Origin of the sequence: Leptotrichia hofstadii (assembly GCF_007990525.1) — a bacterium.
Classification (GTDB): domain Bacteria; phylum Fusobacteriota; class Fusobacteriia; order Fusobacteriales; family Leptotrichiaceae; genus Leptotrichia; species Leptotrichia hofstadii.
This window is the reverse complement of record NZ_AP019823.1, coordinates 1005882-1021628: the sequence shown is the minus strand read 5'-3', so window position 1 is coordinate 1021628 and position 15747 is coordinate 1005882. Positions and strand designations below refer to the sequence as shown.

Genomic DNA, 15747 nt, shown 5'->3' with positions numbered 1-15747 from the left:
TTATGAAAACTTTATTAGGGAGGAATACTTATGAATTTATGGATACTTATTGGTATTGTCATTATCGTAGTGGGATTTACATTAAAACTTGATGTGCTGGCTGTGGTGCTTACTGCCGGTATTGCTACAGGAATCGCCGCGAAAATAGATTTTTTAGAAATACTTGGAATTATTGGAAAAGCTTTTGTAGATAACAGGCTTATGTCTATTTTTCTAATCAGCTTGCCAGTTATAGCAGTGCTTGAAAGATATGGACTGAGAGAAAGAAGTGCAGCTTTAATTGAAAAACTGAAAAATGCAACTGCTGGTAGAATTTTAGGACTTTATATGGTTATCCGTTCAATTGCAAGTGCGCTATCAATCAGAATTGGAGGTCATGTTCAGTTTATACGTCCACTTATTTATCCAATGGCTGAAGCCGCTGCAAAATCTCATAAAGAACAGGAACTTACAGAAAAAGAAACTGAAGAGCTAAAAAGCTTGAGCGCCGCAATTGAAAACTACGGAAACTTCTTTGCCCAGAACATATTTGTCGGTGCATCAGGACTGCTTTTGATTCAGACTACATTACAGGAAAATGGATACAATGTGTCACTAAAACAATTGGCATTGTTCTCAATACCAATGGGAATTATAGCAATAATCTTTACTCTTATTCAAGTTTATATTTATGACAAAAAGATAATAGCAGGTAAAGGAGGTAATAAATAATGGAAATAAAAGCACTTTTAAAAATTTTAACAGAAATTATTTATATCCTTTGCGGTCTTGTCAGTATTAGTACTGCAATCAGAGGTCTAAGGAATGAAAAATCAAGAATAGGAACATTTTTATTTTGGTTTATTCTTGGAATAATATTTATCTTTGGACCAGTCATTCCATATAAGGTCACTGGCGGACTCCTTATAGTTCTTGCTATAATTACTGTAACAAAACAGCTTCATATAGGAAAATTTGAAAATATTCCATCACAATTTAAAATCGCACAAAGTGAAAGGCTAAAAAATAAAGTATTTATTCCTGCTGTATTAATTGGAGTTGCCGCCTTTCTAATACTTCAGTTTAAAATTGGAAAAACTGCAATACCGCCTGCATTAGGTATCGGTGGAGGCTCACTTGTTGCGCTGCTGGCGGCTGCGATTATTATAAAGCCAAAATTTAAAGAAACGAGTGAAGATACTTCAAGACTTCTTATGCAAATTGGTGCGACTGCCATCCTGCCACAGCTTCTTGCGGCATTAGGTGCCGTATTCACAAAGGCTGGGGTTGGAAAGGTAATAGCTGCGAGCATTTCTTCAGTTGTACCGACAGGAAATATTTTTATAGGAATTATTATTTATGCTATTGGAATGGCTGTATTTACTATGATTATGGGAAATGCCTTTGCCGCATTTTCAGTAATAACTGCAGGAATTGGTATACCTTTTATCATAAAGCATGGTGGAAATCCAGCTGTTATCGGTGCTTTGGGAATGACTGCGGGTTATTGCGGAACTCTTATGACACCAATGGCGGCAAACTTTAACATTGTCCCAGCTTCAATACTTGAAATAAAAGATAAATACGGAATTATCAAAATTCAAGCCCCAATGGCCCTATTACTGCTCGGAACACATATTATACTTATGCTGTTTCTTTTTGGAATAAAATAAATTTGAAAAAATTAAATTAATAGAAAGGAGTGCATGAAATTATCAATTACTGTAATATCATGCAAAAAAATATATGAAAATACTTGTTACAGGCTTTGACCCTTTTGGAGGAGAGCCAATAAACCCTGCCATCGAATCAGTAAAAAAGCTTCCTGACAATATTGCAGGAGCCACAATTATTAAACTGGAGATTCCGACAGTCAAGAAAAAATCTATTGAAAAAATTGAAAAAGCTATCGAAGAACATAATCCAGATGTTATCCTGTCAATTGGGCAGGCGGGCGGAAGATTTGACATTTCCATCGAACGTGTGGGAATAAATCTTGATGACTTCCGAATTCCCGATAACGAAGGAAATCAGACTATTGACGAGCCAATTTTTCCAGACGGAGAAAATGCCTATTTCGTAAATCTGCCTGTAAAAGCTATGGTAAAAAATGTTCAGAAAAATGAAATTCCAGCTTCAGTTTCATACACTGCAGGAACTTTTGTATGCAATCACGTTCTCTATGGTACACTTTACCTTGTAAACAAAAAATATAAAGGTAAAAAAGCTGGATTTATCCATATCCCATTTTTGCCACAGCAAGTTATCGACAAAAAAAATACACCTTCAATGGAGCTAAATACCATTGTAAAAGGTCTGACTGCAGCAATTGAAGCTATTGTAAAAAATACTGAAGACATCAAAGAAACTGGCGGGACTGTATGCTAAAGCAAACTTCATGCTAATACAAATGAAAAATATCGATTTATTAGATTGAAATTTCTTAATAAGTCGATATTTTATTTTTTTATATTTATAAATACCTGAAAAATATGAATTTAATTTCCTTATAAATAAAAAAATCAGACAAGAGCATCCCTGCCTGATTTTATTAGATAACTAATTGCTGCTTTTCTTTCTCGAAACCAGCTTTATCACTTCATTAACCACAAATGGTATTAATGCAAATATTAGCACTACATCCCAATTTCCAAATGAAATGTTTGTCACTTTAAATATTTTTGCAATTGGTGCAAATGAAGTTAATCCTATTTGCAAAGCAATACCAATTATAATTGAATAAATTAAATATTTATTCTTGAAAATTCCAATTTCAAATATTGTTTTTTGGCTATTTCTCATTGTTAATGAATAAAATAACTGCGATACTGTAAGTACGATAAATGCCATTGTTCTACCTTGTGTCAAGGCATGTTTTGCAGCTTCATTTCCATTTTTTGCCATTGCTTCCAGCTGTCCTAAGTTCCCAATCATTCCAGTTTCGTTAATTCCAATATAAAATGCAGCTAATGTCAGCAAACCAATTAATGTTCCACCAATTACTGCCCGCATTCCTGCACCTTCAGAAAAGAAACTTTCCTTAGGATTTCTTGGCTGACGTTTCATTACATCCTTATCCCCCGGATCAATTCCAAGTGCTAACGCTGGTAAAGTATCAGTAACTAAGTTTACCCATAATAATTGTGTTGCAACAAGCGGCAAATCCCAATTTAGCAATGTTGAAAGGAAAATACAGATTATTTCTCCCAAATTACATGAAAGTAAGAAAATTATCGTTTTTTTGATATTGTTATAAATGTTTCTTCCTTCTTCAATCGCATGAACAATTGTAGTAAAATTGTCATCTGTTAAAATCATATCACTTGCACCTTTGGAAACATCAGTTCCTGTAATTCCCATAGCGACACCAATATCGGCAAATTTAAGCGACGGCGCATCATTTACTCCATCTCCTGTCATTGAAACGATATTACCTTTTTCCTTAAATGCTCTTACGATTTTTACCTTATGTTCAGGAGAAACCCTTGCAAAAACTCTATATTTACCAATATTTTCAGAAAATTCCTTATCTGAAAGCTCATCAATTTCAGCACCAGTCAAACTTTGGCTTATGTCTGTCGCAATTCCTAATTCTTTTGCAATGGCAACTGCGGTATTTTTATGATCTCCTGTAATCATAATCGGAGTAATTCCAGCATTTTTCGCTTCTGTTATCGAATCTTTTACTTCCGTTCTTGGAGGGTCAATCATTCCAACAATTCCAACTACAACCAGATTTTTTTCCATCTCCTCTGGACCAATCACAGCATCCACATCTTTAAAAGCCACTCCAAGCACACGAAGCGCATCATCCGACATTTCTGTCGCAACTTTTAATATTTTTTCCTTCATTTCTTCTGTCAGTTCAATAATTTTTCCATCTAACAGAATTTTATCCGCTCTTACCAGAATATTGTCAATAGCACCTTTTGTATGGACTCTATACTTGCCATCCCCTTCTTCATTTAAGGTTGACATTAATTTTCTGTCTGAATCAAATGGATTTTCACTAACTCTTTTATACTCTGCATTCAAAGTATTTTTTTCAAGATTAAACCTGTCTCCCAGTACAACCAGTGCCACTTCTGTCGGATCCCCAATATCCTGTCCGCTGTCAATTGAAGCGTCTGAACAAAGAACAAACGAACGGATTAACTCAGCTTCGTCCTTATTTGCGACAAAATCTCTGCCTTCTGACGGTATATTCCTCAAATTATCAAGTGTATAAGTTTTTACAACTGTCATTTTATTTTGCGTCAATGTTCCTGTTTTATCTGAACAAATTATATTTACTGCTCCCAATGTCTCAACTGCAGGCAATTTTCTTACAATCGCATTTTTCTTTGACATTTTATTTACACCCATTGCAAGCACAATTGCAACAATTGCAACAAGCCCTTCAGGAATCGCGGCAACTGCCAGACTTATTGAAGTCATAAACATTTCTAAAATAGGTCGTTTCTGAATAATTCCAACAACAAATATCACAGCACAGATTCCCATTGCAATATAACCAAGTATTTTTCCAAGTTCATCCAGCTTTATTTGAAGCGGAGTCAATGTACTTTCATCTTCATCAAGTATTTTCGCAATTTTACCAATTTCAGTTTCCATTCCAGTTCCAACTACGACACCTTCACCACGTCCATAAGTAGCCATAGTTGACATAAATGCCATATTTTCCTTATCTCCAACAGGAATTTTTTCATCTTTGGTAATAAAATCAGCATTTTTCTCACTCGGTACTGATTCTCCCGTAAGTGCCGACTCTTCAATTTGTAAATTAGCACTTTCTATAAGTCTTACATCAGCTGGAATAAATCTACCTGCATCAATTACCAAAATATCTCCTGGAACTAAATCTTCCGAATTAACCTCTATAACTTCTCCATTTCTACGAACTAGGCTCTTAGGAGTTGTCATCTGCTGCAATGCCTCGAGTGCCTTTTCAGCCTTAGATTCCTGAACTACACCAACTACCGCATTTATAAGTACTACCGCCATTATAATCAAAGCATCCGTCCAGCCATGTTTAATATCCACAATCAAGTTTATTACAGCCGCGGCAATTAATACATAAATTAGCATATCCTGAAGTTGTGCAATAAATAGCTGTAATAATGTCTTTTTAGATTTTCCTTTCAATTTATTTTGTCCATATTTTTGAAGCCTAGCATTAACCTCATCAGTTGTCAAACCAACTTTAGGATCAACATTCAGCTCCTTTAACACATCATTTTGTGATTTTGTAAACCACATAATTTTTACACCTCTTTCTGTAATTTTATTTACTTTTTTTATTTAAATTTCAAATAAATTTTTTTGTATATCTTTTATTCCGCTTAAAATAGAATTTTGTATAAATTAACTACATTCAATATTAAATTCCTTCATTTTCAAAAAAATATTTCCTATATTATACACTAAAATTAATTTTATTTCACTATAATTCTAAAGTTTTTTCACTTTTTTTATATAACTTGAATTTATTAATTACAATAAAATTAAACTTGAACTTCAAAGTTACAAATATGTGAAAAGTTCTTCAAAATTATTCAATTTTATCAATTCAGTATAAAAAATTTAAATGTATTTAATAACTTATACATATATTAAAATAAAATTTTTAATAAAAGAACAAAAAAATAGCCCTGAAAAACAGAGCTATTTCTATAATTTCTATTTTTTATAACAATTCCTTTAATGTTTTGCTACATAGGCAATAGTGTAAATTATTCCTATAACTATCATTACTGCAACAACAAGCATAAAAAATCCACTTATTATTATTGAGCAAATATTCATAAAATTACGATTTTTTTGATTTTTAATACATAAAACAGATAATACAAAAGAACATAGAATACACAAGGCATTTACTGCACCAAACATATGTGATATTACATAATTTACCTTGAATATTGACATAATTTGACTTAAAATAGGTATTAAGCTCATAATTAATGCTGTTCTACTAGCGATCAAATGTTGTTTCTTATCTGCAAAAATATCATTGCTTAATTTTTTTATTAGTTCCATTTTCATAAAAACCTTCCTCTCATCCATTAAATTTAATTTTATATTTTCTTCCTTTCCTACAGTTATATATTACCACATCAACCTTACAGCAACATTCTCTTTACTTTACATTTACCTTACTTTTTTGAAAAATAAAAAACTGAGATCAATTTATATGGTATAATAAATTATATAATTTTAAGTATCAACGGAAGGAGAGTTGAAATGATTGAAAAATATTTGACAAATAAATGTATTTTAATTGTTGATGATGAACAGGAAATTTTGGATATGATTGTATCAATTTTTGCTGATTATGGGTATAAAAATATACAGACTGCAAAAAATGTGAAAGATACTATGAAATGTGTTGCAGAAAAACAGCCTGATTTAGCGATACTGGATGTTATGCTTCCAGACGGGAACGGTTTTGACTTACTGGAAAAGTTGAGAAAAGATAGTAATTATCCAATATTATTTCTTACAGCACGTGGAGAGGATGAGGATAAATTTAAGGGCTTTGGATTGGGGGCGGACGACTATATTGTGAAACCTTTTTTACCAAAAGAGCTTTTATTTAGAATTACTGCTATTTTACGGCGAACTTACAAAGAAGAAAGTCCGATTGTAAATTTGAGCGGTTGTCAAATTGACTTTTCCTGTGGAGAAATTATAAAAGATAATAAAAATATATCATTAACTGCAAAGGAATATGAATTATTACAAACTCTTTACCGAAACGCTGGACGTATTGTAACTATTGATACACTGTGTGAAGCTGTATGGGGTGAAAACGCCTATGTTTATACAAATTCTCTGATGACACATATAAGACGCATTAGAGAAAAAATTGAAATCAACCCTTCCCATCCTGTATCACTAATAACAATGAAAGGGTTAGGTTATAAACTAATTGTGGAGGAAAAATAATATGAAAAGCATACTAAAACTCATACGCCGTTTTATAATAACATTAATATTAAGTTTTATTTTACTTCTATTCTTAAATATTTTTCTATACGGACTATGGATTGTTAAATATGTGTCAAAGGAGCCTCCTATGAACTATACTTTTAAAGTAGCAGGTATGCTAAAATTTGAAAATAACAGATACACTTTGCCTGGTGAAATGATTACTGACTTAAAAAAACAAAATATATGGGCAATCTTAATTGACAATGATTCAAAAAAAGTTATATGGCAAACTGACAATTTACCTGATGATATTCCAAAAGAATACTCTATATCTGATATTGCCATATTTTCACATGCCTATATAAAAAATTATCCTGTTTTCACCTCTAAAGTTAAAAATAATTTACTTGTCCTGGGCTATCCTAAAAACAGTTATTGGAAACATCCAATAGCCAGCTGGAAATATGGAATCATTAAAAATATTCCAAAATTTTTACTTGTACTTCTGTGTCTAAACATAATTTTCATATTTTTAATATACTTTATTTCCAACTCTAAACTTTTAAGTTCTGTAAATCCAATAATAAAAGGTATACAAAATTTACCTAAAGATATGCCTGTATATGTTAAAGAAAAAGGGGTTTTGTCAGAACTCGCAAAAAGTATAAATAAAACTTCTGAAATCTTGCAAAATCAAAGAGAACAACTGCGAAATAAAGATACTGCAAGAGCCAACTGGATTGCAGGAGTTTCCCACGATATTCGTACCCCTTTATCAATGATAACGGGATACACAAGCCAGTTAAAGGCATATTCAAATTTATCAGACGATACAAATAAAAAACTTTCTGTAATTTTAAAACAGAGTGAACGCATAAAAAACTTAATAAACGATTTAAACCTTGCTTCCAAACTGGAATACAATATGCAACCTTTTGAACAAAAAAGAGAAAATGTGATAGCACTCGTTAGACAAGTTCTCGTTGATTTTTTGAATATGGATATTGATGAAAAATTTCCAATAGAATGGAAAACTGACAGCGAATTCACATCCTGTTTTGTCAATGTTGACAGCAACTTAATAAAGCGTGCCTTGTCGAATCTAATTCAAAACTGTATCAATCATAACGAAAACGGATGTATAATCTATGTTTCAGTAAAAGAAGACAAAGATAACTGTATAATCTGTGTTGAAGATAACGGAGCAGGAGTTTCTGATGAGCAACTGAAAAAACTCAATAATACTCCACATTATATGGTTTGTAATACAGATATTACTGAACAGCGACATGGATTAGGACTTCTCATTGTAAAACAAATTATTGATGTCCATAGCGGTAAAATTATAGTAAAACACAGTCAATATGGAGGTTTTAAAGTCATTTTACACATTCCAAAATTATAATAAACCTTTACGGATTTGTGGTAATGAGCAATCCTGCGAAAAAAAAATATAATAAAAATAATAATAACCATTATTAAACAAACTAAAAAAATTGTCTAATTGTTTCAATAATGAAATAACTAGACAATTTATAAAAATGTTTTTATCAATTTTAATATGATTAAAATTAATCTCTTGTAGCTTTGAACTGGATTCTTCTATTTTCAAATCTTCCTTGTTCAGTATCATTAGGAGCGATTGGATCTGATTCTCCCATTGATTCTACACCTACGATTCTTGCAGGATCTAATCCAAATTCTAACAATTTAGCTTTAACTGCATTTGCCCTTCTCATTCCTAATGCCATATTATAAGCATCTGTACCTTTAGAATCTGTATGTCCAATGATTCTCAAGTTTAAGTTGTTTTGTTCAACGTAATCTTTTACGTTTCTTAACAATTCAAAGTATTGAGGTTTAACTACTGACTTATCGAAGTCGAAGTTCAATCTTCCAGAATCAAGTGTAAACTCTTCATTTACTGGTGGTTCTGGTACTGGTTCTGGCACTGGTTGTGGTGCTGGTTCTTCAATTTCAAGAGCATTAATTCTGATTGTATTTTCTCTCATTTGAGTAGTTGTCAGCCTTCTCGCCATTAATGGTGAAGCAACTAACAACCCTAATGCAATTATTGTTGCGGTTCTTGTTGTTGTTGTTCTTCTACCCATTTTTCAGCCTCTCTTTCTAAAGATCTGTATCTTTGGCTACCAGGATTTGGTTTATTTTCATTCAAATAATCTTCAATATGATTTAATCTAGTTGTATTGTAATCTACTAATTTTGCATTTGTACAAGACAATGCTCCTAATCCTACTAATAATAATGCTAACTTTTTCATATTTTTCATTTCCTTTCTAAATATATCTGAATTTATTTTTTACAAAACTCTAAATTAATAGTTCATTTTGTTTTGGATGTTGTCTAATCTTTGTTCCATTTGATCTAACATTTCGTTAGTTTTATGATATTTTTCAATATTATCGTTGATTTTTTCAACTCTGCTCTTAATTCTTTGAATTTCTACGTCCATCATTTTACTTTCAGACATATTTTTTCTTTGTGCTCTTAATTTTCTAGCTTCTGCTTTTTTCTGAGCAGCTTCTCTTGCTTTTGCAGCTTTTGCTTCTGCCTGAGCTCTTACTTCTTCTGCTTGACGACGCGCTTCTTCTCTTGCTTGAGCAGCTCTTGCGGCAGCTTGAGCTCTTGCTTCTTCAACTCTTTGACGCGCAGCATCATTTAAATCTGGAGATACTGTTGTTGTAGTTACTGTTTCATCAACTGGAACAACGATAACTTCTTCCACAACACCTTTTGATGCGTTTCTAGCTTTTTGTGCTTGTCTTTGCTTAGCAACTTTAACTAATCTTTGCACTGCGGCATCAGTATCCGATTTAGCAGAAAATGATATTTGGCTTGATGCTAATGCCATTATAGCCATTAATCCTAATATTTTTTTCATTGATTTTCCTTTCCTGATAATATTTTATAAAAAATATTGTCTTTCTTTATAACTAAATTGTCTTAATATACTGTTTTATTTAGCTGTTTTTCTAACTCTTTTAGCTTTTTTAACGCCATCTCTTGCTAGAACACTGTCAAATTCACCTAGTTCTTTTTCTTCTCTTTGTACACTTCTTACTACTCTTTCATAGAAGTCTACTCTGTCCATAGCTTTTGCTGCGTTATATTCCAATTTTTCAATTGGTGATTTTGGTTTAATTCTGTCAGATTCGTCTACTACACCTTCTTCATCTATTGTTATTAATTTTTCTCTAGTTACTTCAGGTTGCGCATCAGATGTATTCAAGCTTTTGTAATATTCTTTTCTGGCTTGTCTTAATACATCTTGTGTAGAATCTGCCATCATTGGCACAGCTAATACGGCCATTATTCCGCACAATAATAATTTTTTTGCTTTCATCTTTATATTACCATCCCTTTCATTAGTTCATTATTGATAATAATGTATCAAGTTCTGCGATTTTTTGTTCTTTTTCTGCTATACTTTTGTTCAGATTTTTAAAGTTAGATTCGTTGTATTTAAGAATTTTTCTGTATTTGTCTCTGTGCCATCTTACTTCTGAATCTACTCTTAGTTTTTCAACTATTTTTTCTTTATCAGTTTGTTGGGCTTTTAATTTTTCTAATTCAGCTTCCAACTGTGCTTTCTGGTTTCTGTAGCTTTCTTTTTGCGCTTCTTCTTTTCTAAGTAATTCTTCATATTGGCTATCAATTGAATCTAAACTACTTTCGATACTTTTGTTTTCAGCAGAGAAACCTATTGACGAAACCATCATTATTCCAACTAAAAAGAATATTGTCTTTTTCATTCGATCTTCCTCCTAATTATTTAATTTCATAACAACAAATGAATATGAAATCACTAAATATATCACTTACTTATCATCACTTGCTCTTATTATACCAAATTATATAAAAAAATACAATTAATTTTTCAAATAAAATACAAAAATATTTTTTTTATATAAAATTATTCCTTTAAAATAAGCAAAAAAACGAATATTTTTAATTTAAAATTTAAGTATTAATCAGTTTAAGCAGTATGTCATAATTGCTTCAAACTAAAGAAAACAGATATTCATAGCGTTACTTTAAAAGAAAACGCTTCATTTTTTAGCTTAATTTTCAAATACATTGATTATAGTATTATTATTGTAATTTTAATGTTTCAAAAATTTCTTCCACACTATTAAGTTTTTCAATTTTTTCAATCAATTCTTCTTCATAAGATAATTTTGAAATCTCAGCTAATAAATCTAAATGTTCTTTTTTTGTTTCTTCGGGAGCCGCAATCATAAAAATTAATTTTGAAGGTTCTCCATCCATGCTTTCAAAATCCACGCCTGTATCAGAGATTCCTAAAGCAAGGGAAAGTTTGCTTACAAATGGTGTTCTCGCATGCGGGATTGCTATTCCATCCTGCATTCCTGTAGGTGTCAATTTTTCCCTTTCATTTATTTCTTTTACAAACTCTTCCAGATCTTCTGGAGCAAGTTCTCCGCTTTTCACAAATAATTGTGCCATTTCCTTAATAATTTCCTTTTTCGTTTCCCCAGTCAAATGTAATTTTACTCTTTCTGGTGTCAAATATTCTAATATTTTCATGATTTTATACAGGACACAGCCTGTAATCTCCTTTCTAAAATTTTTTCCATTTTTCAAAAATATTTTTCATTACTTCGTCTTCAGTTAATTCTGACAAATTATAAGTAATATAGTTTTTTTCTTTTTTGAACCATGTCATTTGTCTTTTTGCATATCTTCGACTTTCCTTTTTTATTTCTTCAATAGCTTCCTCTAACGTTATTTTCCCATCAAAATAGCAAAATAATTCCTTGTAGCCTATCGACGATATTTTGAAACAACCTTTGTTATATTTCGTATATATTTTGTGCACTTCTTCAACAAGCCCCTTTGAAATCATAATGTCCACTCGCTTGTTAATACGCTCATAAAGTTCTTTCCTATCCCGCGTAAGAAAGATTTTGAGAAATTCATAGCTATTATTCTTGACATTTTGAACACGCAGTTCACTAAATTTTCCACCAGTCAAAAGACAAACTTCAATAGCCCTGACTAATCGTAATTTGTTGGATAAATCAATCTCATCATAAGACTTTTTATCGAGCCTTTTTAGCATCTCCTGTAATTCTTCTATATTCCTGCTTTCTAAATCAGCTCTAATTTTTTCATCTTTTGACGGCAACTGTGCAAATCCATCTGTAATTGATTTTATATAAAGTCCTGTTCCACCTGCAATAATAACATTTTTTTCAGTATTTTGACAATTTTCATTCAAAATAGCATTTACAGCTCTTTCAAAATCTCCCACAGAATAATCTTCATCAGGGTTTACAAGGTCAATCATATAATGTGGTATTCCCTGCATTTCTTCATGAGCTATCTTTGCTGTTCCAATATTCAGTTCCTTATAAACTTGAGATGCATCTGCCGATATAATCACTGCATTTAGCTGTTTTGCAAGTTTTACTGACAAATCCGTTTTCCCAACTCCCGTCGCACCTGCAATAACAATCCCTTTTAATTTTTTTTGCATTTTCTAATTTTTTATCCTCCCTCATTATAAGTAAACCACATTTTTCTTTCTTTGTAAATATTTTTATAAAAATTTATTACTAAATCACATATTCAAATTCGTATCCAGCAATAATTATAATACCTCCTTCTTCAACCCCAGCCTTTTCAAGCTCTGTCTCCATTCCAAGACTTCTCATCTTCTGAAGGAAATTTATTATTCCTTCTTCTCCAATAAACACATACTTTTTAAGCACATCATCCACAATACGTCCATCCACTTCAAATACATTGTCAGCTGTTTTCTTAACAATCCAGTCTTCTTTCCTGTTATTTTCCTGAATTAGTTCCTCAACCGAATAAACTTCTTCCAGCTCTTCTCTAGGTATTTCCTGAATTAATTCCCACGCCTTTGATAAAACTAGTTTTAATCCGTCATTTGCGATTACAGAAACTGGATACACGTATTCTGCTCCATTTTCCTTCACAAATTTTTCAAATTCATCGTATTTTTCATCTTCATAGAGCATATCAATTTTATTTGCTACTACAATCTGCCTCTTTTGAGATAACTTTTCGCTGTAATTTTTTAATTCGTGATTTATTTTTATAAAATCTTCTTTAGGGTTACGCCCATCAAGGCCTGAAATATCGACAATATGAATAATCAGCTTACATCTTTCAATATGCTTTAAAAATCTATCTCCAAGTCCCACTCCTTCGTGAGCACCTTCAATAAGTCCTGGCACATCCGCCACCACAAAACTTTCCTCATCTCCCATTCTGACAACCCCCAATTTAGGTTTTAATGTTGTAAAATGGTAACTTGCAACTTTTGATTTGGCAGCTGACACTTTATTAATAAAACTTGATTTTCCTACACTTGGATAACCCACGAGAGCCACATCAGCAAGCAGTTTTAATTCCAGCTTTATTTTTAACTCTACACCTTCACGCCCACTTTCTGCAATTCTTGGAGCTTTTTTTACTGATGATTTGAAATGAATGTTTCCACGTCCGCCGTCTCCACCTTTTAAAAATATTACTTTTTCATTTGGACTATCCAAGTCGAGCAGCAGTTTATTAGTTTCAAAATCCCTAATCATTGTTCCAACTGGAACTTTTATAATCAAGTCTTCCCCTGATTTTCCAGTAGAACGTGCAGCAGACCCTTTTGTCCCGTCTTGTGCCTTAAATTTTTTACTGCTCTTAAAATCCACAAGAGTGTTAATATTCGGATCAGCGATAAAGACAATATCTCCGCCTTTTCCGCCATCTCCACCGTCAGGCCCTCCAAACTGGACAAATTTTTCACGTCTGAATGTAGCCGCTCCATCTCCTCCGTTTCCAGAAATTACCGTAATTACACTTTCATCTATAAACATCTTATCATCCTTTTCTTTATTTCACTTCTTTTTATTCATTTAACAAAATTACTTAAACTCATTATTTACTTTTAGTTCTGCCCGTTGCTGCCGCCTTTTTCTCTCTTCTGTAATTCCACGGCTCTATATATCCTCTTTTCCCAAACAGTCCAAGTTTATTCTTTTTGGCATTTTCCTGATAAGCCTGCATTCTAGTATCATTTTTATCGTATTCCTGATACCACCACGCATTCCCAGCCTTTACCATTTCCTCATTTACATTTTTTCCGTCAGCATAGACTACAGCCACTGTTCTGCCATATCTATCCCTGTTTTTCTCCTCAATTTCAAGTGTCTTTCCACTCACCAGCTTTTCCAGTGCCTGTTTGCTTTCATTACCATAATCCTGCGTCTTTTCAGGAGCATCAATTCCAAACATCCTGATTTTTATAACTTCCCCAGTAAATTTTCCATTTTCCACTTTCTGAACATTCATAGTATCTCCATCGCTGACTTTTACAGCCTGATAACCTTTCAGAATAGTTGGATTTTGCAGAACTTTAGCATTTGAAGAATTATTTTTTGTACTTTTTGCAGCTGTACTTTTTTTGGAATTGATTGTTTTTGCTCTTTTTTTACTCGATTTTGAATTAACTCCATTGTATGCAAATCCAAATATTGCTAATAATACAGTAATTATCGCGGCAATTAATTTTTCATTTCCAACTTTTGAACTTCTTCCAGTTTTTCTTCTTCTTTTTGTTGCCATCTATTTTTTCCTTTATTCTTTATTTTTCCAATGCCTGTTTAAAATCTTCAATCAAATCATCAATATTCTCAAATCCAACAGCTATTCTTATCAATGAATTTGTAAATCCTCTAGCCTCTTTTTCTTCATCAGGCATTTCGGCGTGCGTAATTGTACTTGGATGAGTTACCAAAGTTTCTGCTCCACCAAGACTCGCTGCAAATAGCGCCACTTTCAAGCTTTCAAAAAATGTTTTTACTTTTGAATCGTCCTTTAAAGTAAATGAGAATACTGAACCTCCGCCTGTTGCCTGACTTTCATGAATTTTTTTACCTTTATTTGTATCCAAAGCCGGATAGTAAATTTTATCAACTGCATCATGGCTTTGAAAAAATTCTATCAGTTTTTCTGCATTCGTTTGTGCCGCTTCCACTCTAAGCTTCAATGTTTTAAGACTTCTCATCAAAAGCCAGCTGTCAAATGGAGAAATTAAGGCTCCAGCCGCAACTTGTGAAAACTTAATTTTTTCCGCAAGCTCCTCATCATTTGTAATCGCAACTCCAGCCAGCAAATCATGATGCCCAGACAAAAATTTAGTTGCACTATGAATTACAATGTCAATCCCAAAATCAAGCGGTTTCTGTAAATACGGAGTCATAAAAGTATTGTCTGCAATTGTTATCAAGCTATGCTCTTTTGCAATCTCTGCAACTCCTCTCATATCCGTAACATCAAGCAATGGATTTGACGGAGTTTCAATAAAAATAGCCTTTGTATTTTCCTTAATTGCATTTCGGATATTATTTAGGTCAGTTGTATCGACAAAAGTGTATTCCAATCCAAATTTTGAATAAATATCGTGAACAATCCTATAAGTCCCACCATAAATATCCTGGCCTAAAATAATATGATCTCCAGCTTTAAACATTGTAAATACAGACGTTGTAGTCGCCATTCCAGATGAAAAGGCATATCCATATTTCCCATTTTCCAATGCAGCAAGTATTTCTTCAAGCTCATTTCTCGTAGGAGCCGAAACTCTTGAATATTCAAATTCCTGCGTCACTCCAAATTCTGCCACAGGAAAAGTTGAAGCAAAATTAACATTTGTTCCCCATAATTCCTTCTTCTTTTCTTTTCTTATCCCATGTATCGTTTTTGTTTCAAATCTCATAACAATCTCACACTCCATTTCTTTTTTACTATTTTACCATCTAAACTTTT

17 protein-coding genes are annotated in these 15747 nt (G+C 32.5%); 5 read left to right on the top strand and 12 right to left on the bottom strand.

Going from position 1 to position 15747, the window contains the following annotated elements; genetic code table 11:
- Positions 1-30 precede the first annotated feature (30 nt).
- From FVE77_RS04805 to pcp, 3 genes are all read left to right on the top strand, one after another.
- The gene (locus tag FVE77_RS04805; protein WP_006804570.1) at positions 31-711 is read left to right on the top strand and encodes a DUF969 domain-containing protein; all 681 of its coding nucleotides are present in this window, start codon (positions 31-33) and stop codon (positions 709-711) included.
- Positions 711-1652, top strand: coding sequence for a DUF979 domain-containing protein (locus tag FVE77_RS04800; protein WP_026746569.1), 942 nt, complete (start codon positions 711-713; stop codon positions 1650-1652). The genes FVE77_RS04805 and FVE77_RS04800 overlap by 1 nt, the downstream gene beginning before the upstream one ends.
- A 73-nt stretch (positions 1653-1725) precedes the next feature.
- On the top strand, positions 1726-2367 hold the full coding sequence (pcp, locus tag FVE77_RS04795; protein ID WP_026746570.1) for a pyroglutamyl-peptidase I: 642 nt from the start codon (positions 1726-1728) through the stop codon (positions 2365-2367).
- 171 nt (positions 2368-2538) lie between these two features.
- Here pcp and FVE77_RS04790 read toward each other — a convergent pair whose 3' ends face one another.
- Together FVE77_RS04790 and FVE77_RS04785 are read right to left on the bottom strand one after the other, a co-directional pair.
- Positions 2539-5238: a calcium-translocating P-type ATPase, PMCA-type gene (locus FVE77_RS04790; RefSeq protein ID WP_026746571.1), complete on the bottom strand. Its 2700-nt coding sequence runs from the start codon at positions 5236-5238 to the stop codon at positions 2539-2541.
- Positions 5239-5679: 441 nt separating this feature from the next.
- On the bottom strand, positions 5680-6024 hold the full coding sequence (locus FVE77_RS04785) for a hypothetical protein (protein ID WP_026746572.1): 345 nt from the start codon (positions 6022-6024) through the stop codon (positions 5680-5682).
- Positions 6025-6222: 198 nt separating this feature from the next.
- Between FVE77_RS04785 and FVE77_RS04780 the strand changes: the two genes are divergently transcribed.
- Both FVE77_RS04780 and FVE77_RS04775 read left to right on the top strand, forming a co-directional pair.
- On the top strand, positions 6223-6927 hold the full coding sequence (locus tag FVE77_RS04780) for a response regulator transcription factor (RefSeq protein ID WP_026746573.1): 705 nt from the start codon (positions 6223-6225) through the stop codon (positions 6925-6927).
- A 130-nt stretch (positions 6928-7057) separates the two neighbouring features.
- Complete coding sequence (locus FVE77_RS04775; protein ID WP_232052963.1) at positions 7058-8317, top strand: sensor histidine kinase; 1260 nt, start codon at positions 7058-7060, stop codon at positions 8315-8317.
- 166 nt (positions 8318-8483) lie between these two features.
- On the opposite strand, the gene FVE77_RS04770 is transcribed toward FVE77_RS04775, so the two are convergent.
- The 10 genes from FVE77_RS04770 to FVE77_RS04725 form a co-directional block, all read right to left on the bottom strand.
- Positions 8484-9023, bottom strand: coding sequence for an OmpA family protein (locus FVE77_RS04770; RefSeq protein WP_026746575.1), 540 nt, complete (start codon positions 9021-9023; stop codon positions 8484-8486).
- Positions 8984-9193 (bottom strand): hypothetical protein, encoded by a 210-nt coding sequence (locus tag FVE77_RS04765; RefSeq protein WP_026746576.1) that lies wholly within the window; start codon positions 9191-9193, stop codon positions 8984-8986. Before FVE77_RS04765 ends, FVE77_RS04770 begins: the two co-directional genes overlap by 40 nt.
- Before the next feature lie 54 nt (positions 9194-9247).
- A complete protein-coding gene (locus FVE77_RS04760; RefSeq protein WP_006804576.1) occupies positions 9248-9814 on the bottom strand; it encodes an FAD-I family protein in 567 nt (188 codons plus the stop codon).
- Positions 9815-9889: 75 nt separating this feature from the next.
- Positions 9890-10276, bottom strand: a complete 387-nt coding sequence (locus tag FVE77_RS04755; protein WP_006804577.1) for a hypothetical protein — start codon at positions 10274-10276, stop codon at positions 9890-9892.
- A gap of 22 nt (positions 10277-10298) precedes the next feature.
- Positions 10299-10685 (bottom strand): adhesion protein FadA, encoded by a 387-nt coding sequence (locus tag FVE77_RS04750; RefSeq protein ID WP_006804578.1) that lies wholly within the window; start codon positions 10683-10685, stop codon positions 10299-10301.
- Between the two features lie 340 nt (positions 10686-11025).
- Complete coding sequence (locus FVE77_RS04745; protein ID WP_006804579.1) at positions 11026-11481, bottom strand: PTS sugar transporter subunit IIA; 456 nt, start codon at positions 11479-11481, stop codon at positions 11026-11028.
- A 34-nt stretch (positions 11482-11515) separates the two neighbouring features.
- A complete protein-coding gene (gene miaA / locus FVE77_RS04740; protein ID WP_026746577.1) occupies positions 11516-12433 on the bottom strand; it encodes a tRNA (adenosine(37)-N6)-dimethylallyltransferase MiaA in 918 nt (305 codons plus the stop codon).
- Positions 12434-12512: 79 nt separating this feature from the next.
- The gene (gene obgE / locus FVE77_RS04735) at positions 12513-13796 is read right to left on the bottom strand and encodes a GTPase ObgE (RefSeq protein WP_026746578.1); all 1284 of its coding nucleotides are present in this window, start codon (positions 13794-13796) and stop codon (positions 12513-12515) included.
- A 61-nt stretch (positions 13797-13857) separates the two neighbouring features.
- The gene (locus FVE77_RS04730; protein WP_026746579.1) at positions 13858-14544 is read right to left on the bottom strand and encodes a thermonuclease family protein; all 687 of its coding nucleotides are present in this window, start codon (positions 14542-14544) and stop codon (positions 13858-13860) included.
- A gap of 19 nt (positions 14545-14563) precedes the next feature.
- Entirely contained in the window at positions 14564-15697 is a 1134-nt protein-coding gene (locus FVE77_RS04725) for a trans-sulfuration enzyme family protein (RefSeq protein ID WP_026746580.1), read from the bottom strand.
- Positions 15698-15747: the final 50 nt, after the last annotated feature.

Bases quoted from the DNA above. Each gene is read 5' to 3' on its own strand.
- FVE77_RS04805 (WP_006804570.1), top strand. From the start codon at position 31: ATGAATTTATGGATACTTATTGGTATTGTCATTATCGTAGTGGGATTT.
- FVE77_RS04800 (WP_026746569.1), top strand. From the start codon at position 711: ATGGAAATAAAAGCACTTTTAAAAATTTTAACAGAAATTATTTATATC.
- pcp (WP_026746570.1), top strand. From the start codon at position 1,726: ATGAAAATACTTGTTACAGGCTTTGACCCTTTTGGAGGAGAGCCAATA.
- FVE77_RS04790 (WP_026746571.1), bottom strand. From the start codon at position 5,238: ATGTGGTTTACAAAATCACAAAATGATGTGTTAAAGGAGCTGAATGTT.
- FVE77_RS04785 (WP_026746572.1), bottom strand. From the start codon at position 6,024: ATGAAAATGGAACTAATAAAAAAATTAAGCAATGATATTTTTGCAGAT.
- FVE77_RS04780 (WP_026746573.1), top strand. From the start codon at position 6,223: ATGATTGAAAAATATTTGACAAATAAATGTATTTTAATTGTTGATGAT.
- FVE77_RS04775 (WP_232052963.1), top strand. From the start codon at position 7,058: ATGAACTATACTTTTAAAGTAGCAGGTATGCTAAAATTTGAAAATAAC.
- FVE77_RS04770 (WP_026746575.1), bottom strand. From the start codon at position 9,023: ATGGGTAGAAGAACAACAACAACAAGAACCGCAACAATAATTGCATTA.
- FVE77_RS04765 (WP_026746576.1), bottom strand. From the start codon at position 9,193: ATGAAAAAGTTAGCATTATTATTAGTAGGATTAGGAGCATTGTCTTGT.
- FVE77_RS04760 (WP_006804576.1), bottom strand. From the start codon at position 9,814: ATGAAAAAAATATTAGGATTAATGGCTATAATGGCATTAGCATCAAGC.
- FVE77_RS04755 (WP_006804577.1), bottom strand. From the start codon at position 10,276: ATGAAAGCAAAAAAATTATTATTGTGCGGAATAATGGCCGTATTAGCT.
- FVE77_RS04750 (WP_006804578.1), bottom strand. From the start codon at position 10,685: ATGAAAAAGACAATATTCTTTTTAGTTGGAATAATGATGGTTTCGTCA.
- FVE77_RS04745 (WP_006804579.1), bottom strand. From the start codon at position 11,481: ATGAAAATATTAGAATATTTGACACCAGAAAGAGTAAAATTACATTTG.
- miaA (WP_026746577.1), bottom strand. From the start codon at position 12,433: ATGCAAAAAAAATTAAAAGGGATTGTTATTGCAGGTGCGACGGGAGTT.
- obgE (WP_026746578.1), bottom strand. From the start codon at position 13,796: ATGTTTATAGATGAAAGTGTAATTACGGTAATTTCTGGAAACGGAGGA.
- FVE77_RS04730 (WP_026746579.1), bottom strand. From the start codon at position 14,544: ATGGCAACAAAAAGAAGAAGAAAAACTGGAAGAAGTTCAAAAGTTGGA.
- FVE77_RS04725 (WP_026746580.1), bottom strand. From the start codon at position 15,697: ATGAGATTTGAAACAAAAACGATACATGGGATAAGAAAAGAAAAGAAG.